Origin of the sequence: Psychrobacter sp. MES7-P7E, assembly GCF_002863645.1 — a bacterium.
GTDB lineage: Bacteria > Pseudomonadota > Gammaproteobacteria > Pseudomonadales > Moraxellaceae > Psychrobacter.
Map to the genome: position 1 here is coordinate 49622 of NZ_PJBU01000111.1, position 16099 is coordinate 65720.

At 43.5% G+C, this 16099-nt stretch carries 17 protein-coding genes; 3 read left to right on the top strand and 14 right to left on the bottom strand.

The window, feature by feature from the left end:
* Positions 1–10 precede the first annotated feature (10 nt).
* The 3 genes from CXF62_RS10860 (at position 11) to CXF62_RS10870 (ending at position 2195) form a co-directional block, all read left to right on the top strand.
* Positions 11–1051, top strand: coding sequence for a serine/threonine protein kinase (locus CXF62_RS10860; protein ID WP_102094356.1), 1041 nt, complete (start codon positions 11–13; stop codon positions 1049–1051).
* Positions 1052–1205: 154 nt separating this feature from the next.
* The gene (locus tag CXF62_RS10865; protein WP_322868756.1) at positions 1206–1766 is read left to right on the top strand and encodes a DJ-1/PfpI family protein; all 561 of its coding nucleotides are present in this window, start codon (positions 1206–1208) and stop codon (positions 1764–1766) included.
* Between the two features lie 30 nt (positions 1767–1796).
* The gene (locus CXF62_RS10870) at positions 1797–2195 is read left to right on the top strand and encodes a ribbon-helix-helix domain-containing protein (RefSeq protein ID WP_102094358.1); all 399 of its coding nucleotides are present in this window, start codon (positions 1797–1799) and stop codon (positions 2193–2195) included.
* 353 nt (positions 2196–2548) lie between these two features.
* On the opposite strand, the gene CXF62_RS10880 is transcribed toward CXF62_RS10870, so the two are convergent.
* The 14 genes from CXF62_RS10880 to CXF62_RS10940 form a co-directional block, all read right to left on the bottom strand.
* Complete coding sequence (locus CXF62_RS10880) at positions 2549–3094, bottom strand: N-acetylmuramoyl-L-alanine amidase (protein WP_102094360.1); 546 nt, start codon at positions 3092–3094, stop codon at positions 2549–2551.
* Positions 3095–3158: 64 nt separating this feature from the next.
* The gene (locus CXF62_RS14750; RefSeq protein WP_185156647.1) at positions 3159–3320 is read right to left on the bottom strand and encodes a hypothetical protein; all 162 of its coding nucleotides are present in this window, start codon (positions 3318–3320) and stop codon (positions 3159–3161) included.
* Between the two features lie 12 nt (positions 3321–3332).
* Positions 3333–3725: a hypothetical protein gene (locus tag CXF62_RS10885; protein WP_102094361.1), complete on the bottom strand. Its 393-nt coding sequence runs from the start codon at positions 3723–3725 to the stop codon at positions 3333–3335.
* A gap of 73 nt (positions 3726–3798) precedes the next feature.
* On the bottom strand, positions 3799–4947 hold the full coding sequence (locus CXF62_RS10890; protein ID WP_145990556.1) for an SGNH/GDSL hydrolase family protein: 1149 nt from the start codon (positions 4945–4947) through the stop codon (positions 3799–3801).
* Positions 4948–5011: 64 nt separating this feature from the next.
* Positions 5012–6751 carry an SGNH/GDSL hydrolase family protein gene (locus CXF62_RS10895; protein WP_102094363.1) on the bottom strand — a complete coding sequence of 580 codons (1740 nt, stop codon included), beginning with the start codon at positions 6749–6751 and terminating at the stop codon, positions 5012–5014.
* Between the two features lie 60 nt (positions 6752–6811).
* Positions 6812–9568, bottom strand: coding sequence for a host specificity factor TipJ family phage tail protein (locus tag CXF62_RS10900; RefSeq protein ID WP_102094364.1), 2757 nt, complete (start codon positions 9566–9568; stop codon positions 6812–6814).
* Positions 9513–9911: a hypothetical protein gene (locus tag CXF62_RS10905; protein WP_102094365.1), complete on the bottom strand. Its 399-nt coding sequence runs from the start codon at positions 9909–9911 to the stop codon at positions 9513–9515. Before CXF62_RS10905 ends, CXF62_RS10900 begins: the two co-directional genes overlap by 56 nt.
* Positions 9904–10419 carry a DUF1833 family protein gene (locus CXF62_RS10910; protein ID WP_102094366.1) on the bottom strand — a complete coding sequence of 172 codons (516 nt, stop codon included), beginning with the start codon at positions 10417–10419 and terminating at the stop codon, positions 9904–9906. Before CXF62_RS10910 ends, CXF62_RS10905 begins: the two co-directional genes overlap by 8 nt.
* The gene (locus CXF62_RS10915; protein ID WP_102094367.1) at positions 10416–10904 is read right to left on the bottom strand and encodes a hypothetical protein; all 489 of its coding nucleotides are present in this window, start codon (positions 10902–10904) and stop codon (positions 10416–10418) included. The genes CXF62_RS10910 and CXF62_RS10915 overlap by 4 nt, the downstream gene beginning before the upstream one ends.
* Complete coding sequence (locus CXF62_RS10920) at positions 10904–14116, bottom strand: hypothetical protein (protein ID WP_102094368.1); 3213 nt, start codon at positions 14114–14116, stop codon at positions 10904–10906. Before CXF62_RS10920 ends, CXF62_RS10915 begins: the two co-directional genes overlap by 1 nt.
* A 95-nt stretch (positions 14117–14211) precedes the next feature.
* Complete coding sequence (locus tag CXF62_RS10925) at positions 14212–14709, bottom strand: hypothetical protein (RefSeq protein WP_102094369.1); 498 nt, start codon at positions 14707–14709, stop codon at positions 14212–14214.
* 94 nt (positions 14710–14803) lie between these two features.
* Complete coding sequence (locus tag CXF62_RS10930; RefSeq protein WP_102094370.1) at positions 14804–15085, bottom strand: phage tail assembly protein T; 282 nt, start codon at positions 15083–15085, stop codon at positions 14804–14806.
* A 74-nt stretch (positions 15086–15159) separates the two neighbouring features.
* On the bottom strand, positions 15160–15570 hold the full coding sequence (locus CXF62_RS10935; protein WP_102094371.1) for a hypothetical protein: 411 nt from the start codon (positions 15568–15570) through the stop codon (positions 15160–15162).
* Positions 15571–15645: 75 nt separating this feature from the next.
* Complete coding sequence (locus CXF62_RS10940) at positions 15646–16083, bottom strand: hypothetical protein (RefSeq protein ID WP_102094372.1); 438 nt, start codon at positions 16081–16083, stop codon at positions 15646–15648.
* Between the last annotated feature and the right edge of the window lie 16 nt (positions 16084–16099).

The window sequence follows — 16099 nt, forward strand, 5'->3', positions numbered from 1 at the left end:
AAACAATATCATGGAAAATAGTGCCAGTAATCCGTCTATTACGCAAGCCTTGCAAGCTCAAGCAATGCAGCTATTGCCCATTATTACCCAAGAACTGGACGCACAAGATTTTAGTGAGATAGTACATCAACGTATTGCTCAGCAAAGCACAGAACAAACGCAAGGTCAGCATGCGCAAGTTGTTAAAACGCAACATATCGACAAGACTTACTTCCAAGGACTAACACGTGCCCAGCATCCACAATTTGGTAGCGTGATGATTAAATGGCAGTTGAGTGATGGCGCTTATACTATTGCTGCCGATTTAACTCATGAAGCGGATATTTTAGCTGCTGTAAATGCTTCATCGAAAATCAAAAATAACGCTATCGCACCGCCACTATTGGCTCATCATTGCGTGGATGTTCAGATACTATCGCAGTTGCAACGACTAGTTATAGTAGTCACACCTTATTACTCTAATGGTAGCTTGGCGAGTCAACTGACCGCTTCAAAACATCTGTCATTGAGAGCATCACAAAAGCATCATTTCATCACTCAGGCTGCATACTTGATAGCTAATTTGCATCAGGCTGGTTGGCTACATAATGATATTAAACCCAGTAATATCTTGGTTGAAGGTTCTGATGATGAGTGGCCAGTAGATACTATGAGTAATAGTCTGACCCCTAGATTATTACTCACTGATTTTGCTTTATCACAACGTGTTACGGTGGCTAATAGCCAACCAAATCCTGCTGGCACACCAGCGTATCTCGCACCTGAGCGCTGGCAAGGTCAGGGTGCAACGGTGCAAAGTGATATCTACGCGTTTGGCGTAATGATGGTTGAGATACTAACAGGAAAACGCCCGTTTCAGATAAATGCTGACAGCCGTGAGAAATCAAAAACGTGGGCGATTCAGCATTGCCAACAACCTATTCCAACGTTACCAGCAGAATATAATCACTATCAATATATGGTCGATAAAGCATTGGCGAAACGGGTAGAGAGACGGTATCAGGAGATGGATAAGATATTGATAGATTTAAAGTTATTAAAAAATAGCTGAATTTATTATTTTATTTTAAAAAGTGATTGTTTGTAGTATTCACATATTACCTAGTAGTTGTTTTTTATGTTTGAATGGATATTCAGGCTCATTTTAAGCGAAGTCGCTATAAACTAATTTGGGTTCCCATATTTCATTACAATACAGTGAGAATATCATGGCTAAAGTACTTATCATTACCGGTGATTTTGTTGAAGATTATGAAAACATGGTTCCGTTCCAAGCGCTTCTAGCGATGGGACATGAGGTTGATGCTGTATGCCCAGATAAAGTGGCAGGTGATAGCATCGCGACCTCAATACACGACTTTGAAGGTGATCAAACTTATACCGAAAAACGCGGTCATAACTTTACCCTTAATGCGTCTTTTGCAGATATTAATGTCGCAGATTACGATGCTTTGTATTTACCAGGTGGACGTGCGCCAGAATACCTGCGTTTGAATACTAAGGTTATTGCAATGATTCAGCATTTCGCAAATACTAATAAACCGATTGCGTCGGTTTGCCATGGACCACAAATGCTGACGGCTGCTGGCGTATTGAAGGGTAAAAAAGTATCTGCTTACCCTGCGTGTCAGCCAGAAATAGAAATGGCTGGCGCTGAGTATGTCAAGTTACCTATGGATGGTGCTATTACAGATGGCCAACTGGTAACGGCTCCTGCGTGGCCTGCCCATCCAGCTATGCTGAAGCAATTTGTTGCCTTGCTATAAGCTTTAATTAGTATCGAGAGAGGATATTATATGTGTCAATTGTTTATTAGTGCTGACGACAGCTTGTGGAGCTCTAAAACCAAATCACTTCGAATTCAGGGAGTTGTCACCTCAATTCGTTTAGAGGTGTTTTTTTGGGATATATTAGAAGAGTTGTCATTTCGGGATCAAATGACGGTTAATCAGCTGATCACTAAGCTATACCTTGAATCTCTCGATGCTGATCATGATATTGGTAATTTCACCTCTTTTTTAAGAGTTTGTTGTTCTCGTTATTTATCTTTAATAGCCGATGGCGATCTTTCTCGCGAAACAAGGTTACCTTTAGAAAAGGTCGATGCAAAAAATATAATTCAACGTGAAACCCTTCGTAAAAATCAACGTAGTGCATTATTCAATGAAAGTGAGGGAAACCTTTCTATTAATTAGTTCTGTCTATGGCAAGTACATTAAAGCATTGATGCAGCGGGTAAGTAAGTGCCATCAGAGTATGGAGGAAGTGTTAAAGGATTTAGAAAAGAAGATTAATACTTTTAATAAGATATTTTATAGTTTTAACACCAAATTCCAGACACAAAAAAACCTGCTAAAAGCAGGTTTTGATATTTGGTCTAAGATGTACTATCCGAAAATGGTGGGGCTGGAGAGACTCGAACTCTTTTTGATGTAGTTTAATATAAAACAGTTAAAAATAAATACAATTAAATCATATACTTGAATAAATTTGTTTTGATTGATTCAAACTGACTTCATACAAACTGCGTCAAAAATTGCGACATCGTTTACGGCTTACATTTAACGCCAACATGCTCAGTAATAACATCTGCAATCTCTCGAGCGAGTGGCCATTTTTTAGCTTGGTAAGTTGCAAGCTCAGACGGATTAGAGATAAAAAACAGTTCTAGGATGATACCGCCCTCCCGTACGTAGCCAAGTCGTGAATGCTGGCCGCTATTTTCTGGTTTAAAGCCCCCAGCAGAGCCACGAACGGGGATGCCCATCACATCGCTGACAGCGGCGCATAATTTCTGACAGATAACTTTGTCTTTTGGCTGTGCCAAAGCTTCGACACCACCGGCAGTTGGTAAATTGAATGCGTTGCAATGAAACTCAATAGCAACATCACCTTGTTTGATCAGGTTAATCGCTTGGCGTAGGGTTTGGTTGTCACTACCATGCCCATCTGTCACAACTTCAACACCTAAATCTTTGAGACAGTACGCAACAATATTGCGCATATCAGTTGTGATCTCGGCTTCAGTAATATTGCCGTTTACTGCGCCTGGGTCAGTATTGCTGTGACCGGCTGTAATTACTACTTTAGTCATAATATTTACCTTATTTTAGACATTAAAAAAGCCCCGAAGTTGGGGCTGGATTTAATGTTGGTTATTATTTGTCTTTATCTGCAATATGCAGTGCGTAATGTAGGGCATTGAGTGCGAGCAACCCACGTCGATAGTGACTTGGCTTAACGTAAGGCTGTACAATCTCGCTGTTTTTGATAGCAATATCTGTCAGCTGACGTGCTGCTTTGATTAGATTAAAAGGCATGATTTACTCCTGTTATTTGCCAAAGATTGCAAACGCTGCGTCTTTAACTTCTTTGATAATCTCAGCTATTGGCTTACCTTGTAGTAGTGCGAGCGACTGATAGATGATGCCGATAGCTAACATACCAAAAACTGCCCACATCAACATTATTAACCCATGTACCATAATGCTGTAATTTTGCCACCCCATAATCTCAATATGAGCACTACCGCCGACAAGCGAGATAGTCACTGCAATAGTAAATTTAATAATAACTGCTAAGCTAATTTTGATTTTACCGTCTCTACCGATATCACCAGACAACATCAGGCCAAATACTGCGCCTACTACTGCGATCATGATTTTTGGTAAAAATGCGAGTAGCTTTAATATGATCAGATCTAAAAACGGTGTGTTGTTTGGCATTGTCTCTCCTCAAATTTTAGTCGTAAAAAAACCGCCAAAGAAGGCGGTTTTTGTCGTTTATTTAGTGATTATTCTAAAAAATACTATAACTTACAGCATCTTCAAAATTCAATATATAATTAAAAACTGCGCTTGCAATTATGCCTTTGCCGATAGGGCTTGGGTGAACATTATCTTGCATCCAACTATTTGCGAGATAGTATTCATAATCGCCGGTCAGTGCTGGTACATCGATATAATGTATGTTGCTATTTTCATCAACAATTTCTTTACGTATCTGAGTGTACTCTTCCGACAAAAATCCTCTGGTGCTATCAGGTCGTCCATAATACTCAGGTCTATTTGGTTCAATCATATAAACTCTAGTTGCAGGACAAACACTACGTAGCCGATCAAGCCAAAGCTGTAATTGCACTTTGAATTCTCTTGACTCAAGCTTTGCTATAGCATCATTAGTACCAATATTGAGCATCGCAATAGTAGGGTTTAAATATTGATAATATATTTCAACGCTTATTAATTGATTGTGATCTCGCAATGTCACACCGCTGCGAGCGAACGTATCATAAGTCAGACCATGTGATATTGAATTATCAACAAACTGTATGCCAAATCCTGCAAATCTTCTAGTCGATCTATCTAACTGTATAACCAGTCTCTCAGTTATATCTCTAGTGTCAATCTCAATCATTCCAACTTCCTCTAACTCAGAATGGCTATCAATTAAGACACGTAGAGCTGCTGGTTGGCCTGTATAACCAAAGCTAAATTTACAACCATTAGGTTGTTTTAAATAGAAAAATCTAACATGAGTTGCTTTTAATAGACCTTTTGTATCAATGAAAATAGTTTCTGCATTTGTTGATTCAACGTAAAACCCTTGACCATCTGGTGAGTATTTAAAGGGTGATAAATTCCACTTTCGATCACTTGTGCCCCACATGTGTATAACTGTTCCTGGCGATGTTCGGCTGACCCTAACTTGATTATTGGAGCCTAGTGTTTTTGTATGTGTTGCAGATAGTGGCAAATAACCGAATTCACCCATGCCGCCATACATGGGTGCTAATCGCTTAACTAATTGCTTTGCGTAAGTTGCGTTTTGATGAGCCTCCGTCAGCGAATCACCTACAAATAAAATACTCTCTTTCATTTTGCTCCAACCGCTATCAGCGCTGATTTTATTAGCACTGATAATTGCACAAATAGTATTGGTTATCAACTTGACTCGGCTTCTATTTTTGTTTTGAGAAAAACTAAAGTGTATAGCTTAATTTTTAATGCTATTACATTTCAAACAAGAAGTTTGGCACTGCCGCCTCAGATGTCCCCGTCAGTGTCCATTCATTTGCTTGAGTGTTGTCGGGTGACGTTAGTTTTGCTTGCACCTCGATGTAGTTATCAGCACCTTTGACGGCTCGTAGTTCCAAAGCTGTGGTGGTGGATATAGCATCGTAGCGAAAAACTGTCGCTGAAACTGGTCCACGAACATCAAAAATCGTATTACCTGTCTGTCCAGTTTTCATTGCGTAAAATTTTAACCCAGTTGTCCACTGGCGACCAGTTGAGCTGGAAGTAACAGTAATATCAAAATAGGCGTTTACGTTATTTTTGCTGATGCCATATTTTGCGATAGTTGACCACACTGATGTTATTGCGACCTTACTGGCGATTGGCGTTAAATTGTTTAGCGTTCTCACTGTTGGCATTATAGTGTCATAACTTACGGTATCTTCGATGCTCAGCATGTAATTAAAAACTGCGCTTGCAATCATGCCTTTGCCAATTGCGTTCGGGTGTATTGCATCTGTTAGCCAATCGTTATCCAAGAACTTAGCGTAATCACCGACAAGTCTAGGTACATCGATAAAATATATGTTGGTATTTTCAGCAACTATTTCTTTTCTGACTGCTGTAAATTGTTCTAGCAATACACCACGAGGGTCGCTTGCTAAGCCGTAAAACTCAGGTTTATTAGGCTCAACAATATAAATTCTACAATCAGGACGGGCTGTACGTAGTTTATTAACCCATGTTTGAAAGTTGCTTTTAAACTGTGCTCTGGTTTGTCTATTAATCGTGTTGATAGCGTCGTTTGTGCCAATGTTAATTACCGCGATGGTAGGTTTTAACTGTTGATAGTACGTCTCAATATTTACAAGCTGATTGTGCTCATACAACGACACACCGCTCCGTGCCATCAAGTCGTAAGTAATACCGTCAACTCTTGAGTCATCAATAAACTGTACGCCGTATGCAGCAAACTTTTTTCCTGAGCCATCAAGTTGAAACTGCAAAATTGGAGAAAGGAAGTCGGCATTAATATCTACAAAAGAAAGTTGCTCGGTAGTGTTCTGCGTATCAACCAATAGTCTATTGCCTGCTGGTTGGTCTTGGAAACCAATAGTAAACTTACAACCATTAGGTTGTTTCAGGTAGAAAATACGAGCTTTGGTGCATTTAAGCAAGCCCTGTGCTGTTATATAAATAGCTTCAGCATTTGCAGCATCAACCATCATACCTTGTCCATCTGGCGAGTATTTATAAGGTGATAAATCCCATTTTCTGTCTGACGGTCCCCACATGTTTATCACAGTAGATGGTGATGTGCGGCTAACGCTAACTTGACCACCTGAGCCTTGTAGTTTTGCATGGCTTGTTGTCAGCGGTATATAACCAAATTCACCCATGCCGCCATACATGGGCGCTAAACGCTTGACCAATGGCTTGGCATAAGTCGCACCTGTCTGCAGCTCAGTTAAAGAATCGCCAATAAACAACAGCCGTTCTTTTTGCTTATTTTTAACAATCAATTTGTCAGCTTGCACTACGCCTGATTGTATAGTTGCTCTAACACCACTATTTGCTAATCCTGCAAAATAAGTGTCCCAAAATTGCAGAGGTCGAACAGGTGGGGCGAGTCTGCGCTCAACCATTTCATCGGGATTAGTTGTGTTAACGTAAGTCTGCATTGATTTTAAATCCATGCTGCCGCCAACTACTTCTTCTATAATACTATCTGACATTTCCTTTCCCCACAAAAAAGCCCACCGTGTGAGGGTGGGCGTTGAGTTATTGTTTATTAGTTAATTGGTGAGCCACGTCAATTGATTGACGATGTACTCGTTGTCATACAGGTAGTATCTATCGTCATAGTTGACCGCGCTGATCTCATTACTCATAAACTCAGCGTTTTGTTTGTCAGTGACGATATATGCTGATTTTTTAGCACCGTCATTGAGTGATACTTGATATGTAGCACGAACCACGGCGCTAGGGTCAGTGCTGATCGGACTACTTGGCATACGCGCTAGTATCAACTGATTCAATCTAGGCCCACCAGTGACAGCGATGTTATCGACATAACCCGCCGTCGTTTGCAGCCAGATGGTAGCGGTAGCGCCGACTGGTATGACCACGGGTTCAGAAGTGGTAAGAACAATGTCTGTACCAACAGTTTCTAGTTGGCGAACTTCGCCTTGCTGAGTATCAGCGCGGTACTGATCAGCGACTGCGATAACGTTACTCTCGATGACGATGTTTGACTCATCAAGACCAACAAACTGTATTGTTTGTCGAGCATGTTTGTTTTTCTGATCACGTCGTCGCGCGTGCATATAAGCTTGTGTTTTATTGCGCACGCCGATGAGTTCGATATCATCAGCATTGACTGCCGACTGGTCAGTCGGTATATGCAATGTCACTTGGGCATCGTCATCAGGGTCGCGATATTTTGCGGTGACGCCATCAAAGCCATTGCGCGTGCCAAAGCTTTGGGATGGTTGGTAACTATTCGGTTGGATATTGTGCGCGGTGAAGTTGGCGACTGGCACATCAGTGGCAGACTCAAAATAAAATCGGATTTTGTTGCCAAAGGCATAGGCTTTACAAAAACCGGCATTAGCAATGGTTGCTAATATCTCAGTGTCAGTCATGTTGCTTTTGTCAAACGTATAACAAAACTCAACGCATTGCTCAGTGCCAAAGTGTGCAGATGCGCGATCTACCTCCGCTGATATTTGCGGCATATCAAAATCATGTATGGTTAATCCCCCAACGTCAGGGTCGGTACCGACATGATAGGTAATATCATCAATACGTTTAGAGAGTATGAGTTCGTCATTATTACGCCAGTCGCGCACGTAACGGGTTGCAAGACAATTAAACTTCCGCTCTTTGAATGACAATGCCCCAGCGGTGGCTTGCTGCATGGTAACGACCATTGAAGCGTCAGGGTCATAGTCATTATTGTCTTTCGATAGATTGCGAATACCAATCAAATCAGCAACACGGATTTCTTGAACAGGTGTCCAAGATTTATCCGTGATTCGTTTAGTTAATCGGCGGTAGCGGACACGTAGATTGTCCCCTGGCTTAAGATAAGGGTTCGCCACTCTATAAGTTTTTGCGGCGGTGCGTCTAACCTCATCGTCAGATGTTGTGACATCGCCCCACAAATAACCTCGAATGCGGGTGCCTTGACCATTATTGATTGCATATTGCTCAAATGCTCTCGATTTTATCAGTTCGCTCGATGTGTGTAGTGTGCCTGCTACCGGATCGCCATTTTTATCAACTACTTGTGACTCGACCTCAAAATCTATACCGATAGCTTCCCACTTATCGCCGCCAGTGTTATATAGGCCGTTAGGCGATACTATGTTATACAGCACATCAGTATGTTCGCCGCCATTAGTATAAAAATAATCTGACCAGAGCGTTTGCGATTCTGTCGATAGCGTAATCTCTGTCGGGTTGGTAAAGTCGATATTGTCCGTCAATTGTTGCCAATCAGCATTGATCAGCTCTGGTGACTGCAGCGTGATTTGATTGGTAGAGATTGACTCAATAACATAGTCGCCGTTTAGATTATAAGTGACAGGCGTTGTGGTTGTGGCATCTGGGTCGGTGACGGTTAAGTTGTTGCCGCTAGGTAGGTCTATTGCTTGCTCTATTTTTATCGTCTCACCGACTTTAAACTGTGACGTTAGGTTGATATTGTCATTTGACTCGATAATGTTTGATCCAGAAAAACTGATTTGTTTAAGCGTCAAATAATTGTTTGGTGGCGGCAATACTTGGCCATTTACTGCATCATAACGTTTGGCCACAAGATAGGCATACTCGCGTTGATTAGCAGTCAGTGAGTTGCCAAATTGAGTGGAAGGGTCATCAAGACGTACATCTTGACCAGGGTTGTAAAACTCAGCGGTAGCACCACGTATACGAGAAAAATCAGTTGTGTCATCACGTGCACGCGTCACCTCATATCGCCCCATACCTAATGCCATGGTCGCAAACTCGATTTCGTCGTGGTCGTCATAGACAGAGTAGGTCACTGCTGCGAGGTCGGGATACATCCAGTTTTCACCATAAGCGTCAGCGACTCGGCCATTAATACGCTGCCGGTTGCCACGGCTAGATAGGCTATTATTAGGTGACGGTGGTTGCGAGCTGCCTGCGCTATTTGGTATTTCAGGCTTTGGCATTAACATAGTCACAGCAACAGCTGCTCCAATGCCAACTACGATTGCGATGGTTAATGGATCTGCTGGGTAAGTGACCGCATAAATACGACCAGTTTGCTGATATAGATGCGCCACCTCAGTAGCGTTGCTATCTGGGATGATGTTATCAGCGGTGAGTGTGTCTTTGTAAAACACAGTATTTGTGGGTAGGCCGTCCGAGTAAACCTGGCGCAATAGTTCATAGACTGATGCCCCGTGTAGGGTCTTATTGACACCACTGTCGGCAATATAATCAAACCAATCATTGATAACGATCAGCTCAACTGACTTTGGTTGCAGCAGCTGACGTATGCGGCGGGTGAGCGTTGTAATCATAGTATTTGACCGATTGATATTGATGTTTGGCGATATGAGGTGGTTGCGATTTGATGCCTGTTTCGTCTAAATGTACGATAGCGCCATTGATATAAACGCCGCAATGCACACTGACAGGGCTACGCATGACCGCGATGCACGGGGTTTTCGGGTCGTCAATCAAGACAAATCGACTAAGTTTGTCAGGACAGACATGCCGATGGCGGCGTGATTGACACAACTCAGTGACATCGGCTGATAGATCGACATCGGTCAAATCACGATAAACACTACATGCAAAATGCAAGCAATTGTAATTAGCATCGTCATATTTGACATTACTATATTTGGATAAATCAAGCATTTAAAAATCCTCTTAGCGCACGCCACTTGTCGAGCGTAAACGACCGACCAGACTTTTTATTGTTAAGTATCCGTTGTACAGCCTTGAATACTGCACCATGAACTTGTGGGGTGTTTTCAATAATTTTGAGATTGCGTGCTGTCTCATACGGCGCGGTTAAATTGCTGAGTAAGTAGCTTCGGTAAGTGAGCATTGGATACTCAAGCTCATAAGGACTGTTATAAAGGCGGTCAATCTCATGCGGAATTATCATGCCAAGGTCAGCGACGGTAACAGTAATCTCTTGTGATAGTTTTTCATTAGATTTGCCCCGTTGTAGCTTTAGCGGGGCGTACTCATAATGAGTGACAGCGCCGTCCTCATGCGTGACGGTCACGCCTTTAGTGTGGTTTCGCACATATTGATACACTTGACTAAACGCTGGGTGAGATATTTCAATACACTCAAGCAGGACGTCGTGGGCGTTACCAATTAAGTGATAGCGCTCTTGCTCTGGGGTTAGGTTCATATCAGGCCTCCAAGCGCATCGGGCAGACTTTCATTAACCAATTTACTTAACTGCGAAAAGTATTTGTGGCTTTGGCCGTCTGTCAGCTCATAAATAGCTGTTATAGTCATGTCAGTCTCGACGTCATAGTCAATCGGCTCAGCCTGCATCTCAAGCTGCGTAACAAATATCTGATCGCCTATCGATTGCATTGGTATTGGGCCTTGCGTGGTAATCATGCACTCATACCATTGATGATCGATATCATCTAATATCAGATAAGCCAAAAACCGTTGGCCGCAATACGCACGCAAAAATGAAAATAAGTACTGTTGCATTGGGCGTGTACATTTATACGTAGGACTAAGCACATGTACACCGCCCACACTATCGACACGGCCGCGCGAGAGTCCGGCTGCGGTAGGAGTGATAACGGTGGGGTTGGCTAAACCAAAGTTATACCCGTCGCGGTACGGCTTTAGCATCAGCTTGGGTAAACCTGCCATTAAAACCTCCGCTCAAGATTAAAGTTGTTGGTAAGTGCATTGCGCACGGGTGATGCTGGGGTGTTGATTTGCTGCGCCATCATCTGCGGCACACGTTCGTTGATGCGTTTGTCAATGCGCATCTCAATGCTGCCATCGTCATTAACGCTGGTAGTTATATCGACTGGGGCGTTGTTGGTGATGTTGATATTGACACCTTGATTTCGATATTTTTTATCATAACTACCATCGTGCATCGCCTCTAATTCTGGACGAAATCGCTTAGTCGTTGGAGCGTTGGCAACGAACTCTTCTTTATGCACAAGACCTGCAACATCAGATGTGCCCCCTGCGCCTGTGTAACCACCAACTTCAAAACCTGGCATTGAAGGTGGCTGCACCTGTTCAATCATCGCTTTTTGAGCAACTTGCAATGCAGCGGCAGCGATACCAGCAGCGGGTGCTAATGCGGGCCCAACAAAAGGAATGCCAACAACTGCATTAAAGGCTTTGCTATACGATTCTGGTATAGCGATGACTGCTTGGGCGATAGACATCGCTTTTTGACCGATGAATGCAGCTTGATAGAGTGCGTTTTGTTCACCAAACGCCATGCGCATTAGCTCTGTGACTGACCCAAATTGTTCTTGAGCGCCGCCTAGCATCATTTGCTGCGTTTGCTGTTGATACTGCTGTTGGGTAGCAAACTTAGCTTGCTCATAAGTCTCAACCGTCAGTAGCTCAGCTCTTTTAGCATTCTCAATGACTTCAAGCTGCTGTTTGAGCTGCTGATCAAGTCCGTACTGCTGAGAGTAGCCGCCTAGCTGTGCTTGCTGAGATTCAAACGCATCGCGTGGGCCTTTTTGCAGTTGATTGGTGTCGTATATCTGAGCGCCTGCCATTGCATTGCGTAGGCCGGATTTTTGACCGTCATCGATATCAGTTCGAGCATCAAGTACACGCCGTTGATCTGCATATGACTGGCGTAAAGCTGCCAGATCTGATTGGCCTATACTGGTTAAATCTCGCAATTCACGATCATATGCATAGCGGCGTTCATCAAGTGCCAGTTGCTCAGCTTGATTGAGTGCGTCAATCTTTGCTTTGCGCAGCTGCTCATCCATGTTGACTGTTAATTGGATTTCGCGGCGCTCTAGTGCGTACTGATTGCGTATGCGTTCAGCGTCTGTTTGCTCAGATTGCTGCGCGTATTGCATCTCTCGGTCATGCGTGAGCTGCATTTGTGCGAGTTTGGCATTGGCTACGTCGATAGCGTCATCGATGAACGCGGCACGCTCATCATCATTAAAACCGCTAGCATCAATCTTTAAGATTGCCGTCTTGAGCTGCTCTTCGATGCGAGTGACTTCGTCTGCATACTCTAGACGAATGGCAATTCGTTCCTTGTCCTGCTGTTCTGCGATGCGTGCTTGTTCGGCAGCAGCAGTGACTTCACTTTGCATTATTTGGCTGATTGACTGTTGAGCGATAGCGACGCCATCGCCGTAGTAGTCTTTGATATGCGCTTTAAAACGCTTACCAGTTACTGCTTCGCCTTTTGCGACGACACCGTCTTTATTGACATCCCATACTTTGTTTGATTCGTATCCTGCTGAGCCGCGCTTGTAGCCATATCCAGCAACAGCGTCGTATACTTCAGCGACATCAGCTCCAGGCTTAATGCCTCGGCCTTTCAGGTATGAGACGACATGTTCCATCTGCTGTAGAGGCAGTAAGTTGCCGAATTGATTGCGAGTCATGCCAAAGTATTTGCCGTCATCTTTACCGTCGCTGCCTTCCATAAACTGGATAAGGCCAGTGGCAGATGATATTGGATTGCGTGCGTTGGTGCTAAATGTACCTCCAGTTTCAAAAGAAATGACAGAAGCAAGGTCATTGGGGTTGATGCCTAGTTTTTTTGCGCCATCTAATATCGCATCACTCACTGCTTTTGGTATGAGTGCAGCGGCCTTGCTCGCTGCAGCGGCGGCGGAAGCTTGTTTTTTTGCATTGGCTTCAGCCGTTTTTGCAGCATCAGCCTCTGCTTGCGCATTTGCTTGTACAGCTTGACCAGTCAAGCCCAATTGCCTGCGCAACTCTTCTTGCTGTTTTGCGGCGGTAAGGAAGCGGCTTTCACGCTTACCACTACCTAGGTTGTCGATAAACTCTAACTGTTTAGCATAACCTGCTAAAGATGCAGAGATATCTTGATCTGCCAATCTTGCAATCTCATTTGCAGAGCCAAAGTTTTGGGCAATCTTAAGGGATGTAACCCACACACTGTCCATCATGCTAACGCCGTTGAGCAGCCCGCCAACAGTGGCAGCGACGCCGCCAATGCTGCTACCAACCACGTCAAACACTGCGGCGACACCGATACCGACCTTAGCCACGCTCTTAAAGACAACGACTAAGTCTTCGCCCATTTCGCGTGCTAGATCTGATGCGCCCGCTGTACCTACCAACTCATCAGCGACATCTGCCAGTACTGGGATAAATGCACTGGTAAACTGGGTTTTTGCACCTTCGACAGATAGCGTCAAAAGGCTATTTGCTGCTATTAAGTCTTGAGTAGCAGCGACTGTTTTTTCATCCATGATGACGCCAGCATTTTCAGCCGCTTCTGCCCACACATCAAACCCAGCGCCATTGTCATGGAGTAGTGGGATTAGCAACGATGCATCGGATGCAATAGACTCCATGTAAAAGATGAGTTCAGAATTGCTCAGATTGGCTTCCTGTAAGCCGTTGTAATACCGCTGCAAGGCATCAGGCCCTGATAAGTTGCGGAAGCTCTCAGCGGTCATGTCTACGCTAGGTGGCATACTTTCAAAAAAGTCTGCCATCGCACCGCCGCCGGTGGTTAGAAAATCACCGATTTTGTCTTGCGTGTCCTTATAGATATCACCTAACGTTTCTTGCTCAACGCCCATAGCACGCGCTGCTACGATGTGTTTTTGCATAACATCGATATTAGTGTTAGAGACTTTAGCGAGCTTGACGATTTCATTTGCCAGTTCTGTTTGCTCTTTAATCATCACGCCGATGGCCGCAGTCCCAGCTGCTGCCATACCAGCAAAAGCAGCTGCGCCGACCTTGGCCATGTTAGCAGCGTCGGCTTTGATAGCACCCATCATCGTGGTGGTGCTTTGCTGCGTATCGCGCATCTCGCTACGGTACTGCGCGGTGTTGGCAAAGAGTAAAATATCTAAGCGCTGTAATACCTTTGCCATGCCGTACTCCTAATTTTTGATAATAAAAAACCCCATCGGATGACGGGGTTTTTTCAATATGATTAAAAGCTATTTAATGGACGGCTGAGTGCTCGCTAGACTCCCAAACATGCACTGAACTGTTCCGCAAGCTCATTAATACTTTTGACAGTAATATCACCGCCCCCACCAAATATTGTACTGGGTTCTCGATACTTAACTTTATCATCTAGAGCCCCATCTTTTGCGTAAGCAAATCCCATCTTATAAAACTTTAGGTTGATAGTATTCGGCTCAATAGATAATTTGACATCATAACGAATGAGATGATCATTACCCCATCCGCTCTTATCAATTCTAATTTTACCCATCGCAATCATAGCAGTGTCTGTCTCTGCCTTTATGATCTCATCGCCATCATTATCAATGGTATCTGCCAGACATAATTTAATATCGTCTTTACTGACGTCATCTGCTTCAACGGTGTAACTCAAAGAATCTAGCAGCGTCATTCCGGGTTTTGTCTTAGTTTCTGCATTATCAGGGAACGTATAAGCCGCATTAGCTCCAAAACAAATAAAGCTGACAGCACCAGCTAGTAATAACTTTCTCATAAAACCCTCTAAATAATTGATTCCTCAATAGATAGTATTATGAAACAGTACAAATATCTAGTTTAATACGTTTTCTGACTCTTAAACGTAGCAACTACTTAGCCTTGGCACGTCGTTTCAGATTAGCTATTAGTGATTCTGTGTAGGCTTGGCTACGTTCAGCATCTGCTTTTGCGGTTTCAATAGCACGTTGCTCATTGGTCAACGGGAATGGGTCAACCACCAGCAGGTCTTTAAGGCTTGGCGCCTCCTTGCAGTAGCCTGACCAGGCAGCGATTTGTTGCGCAAGCTTGGCAAAGTTGAGGTCCATGCGATAGTCGCCAATAGGGTTGACGCGGTCAAACGCTTGCCACTCGCGTAGCTCATCGATGCCCATTGTTGCGTCAATCTCTGCGACTGTCTTTGACAGATGCCCAGCGAGTTTAAATTTAAAAAATTTATCCCGCTGGGTTAGGAGTTTTTTAAGTCTTCGTCTTCTTGTGGTTGGTCGGTGTCATCTTTTTTTTCAGGTTTTTTGATTACGAAGCGGTTAATGACATTAAACTCAAGTATCACAGCATCAGTCAGCACTGGTGGAATGGTTTTGACGATGTCGATATCATCTAGCGTAAATAACGGCTCGTTGTTCTCATCAACAAGAGCGATGATAAAAGCTTCAACATTACCTTTACCTTTGACTTCTTTCATAGCTTCAAAGTATTCATCACGCTCGCCGAGCGTCATACGCTTGACGAATACGTCAGCATCTAGCTCTTTGATAGGGAGTCGTGAAGGTGCGAGCATCGCTGATGAGGCGATAGCGGATAGTAGCTGTGTTTTGCCCAATACCGCGTTTTTGGTGTTTTTTTTAGTTAGAGCCATGATAGTTATCTCAAAATATGGGTGAAGAAAAGCCCACAATTAGGTGGGCAGTGATTAGTGCAACGTAGCTAGTTGTTATGGTGCAGATGTAATTTCGGTTACGTTGCTACCGATCACAATAGTACCTTTTTTGCGTAGTTTCTTTTTAGGATCAGTCACATTGCTGAACTCAGAAATTGTACCGTCGAAGGCGTAGCCTGATACATCTGGGTCATCAAAGTGAATTTCACATTGCACCACTTCGTTATTATCAAACGCGGCCTTTAATGCAATATGTTGTGGGTCTGTCGGTTTATAAACAAGCTCAAAAGCTGGGTCATTGATTTCTATAAAATCAACAACAACTTTTTGCGTATTGCGCGCATCAGTCGTGGTAATTTCATCGATAGCTTTTTTCATTTCAGGCATATCGATGTTAGTAAGAAGCGGCACTTTTATAAAAGTTGCTGCACCATCAGTACTGATTTTTAAGATATGTTGGCTGTCAGATAAGCCGTCGGTAATTGCTGCCATGTGTATCTCCTAGGGT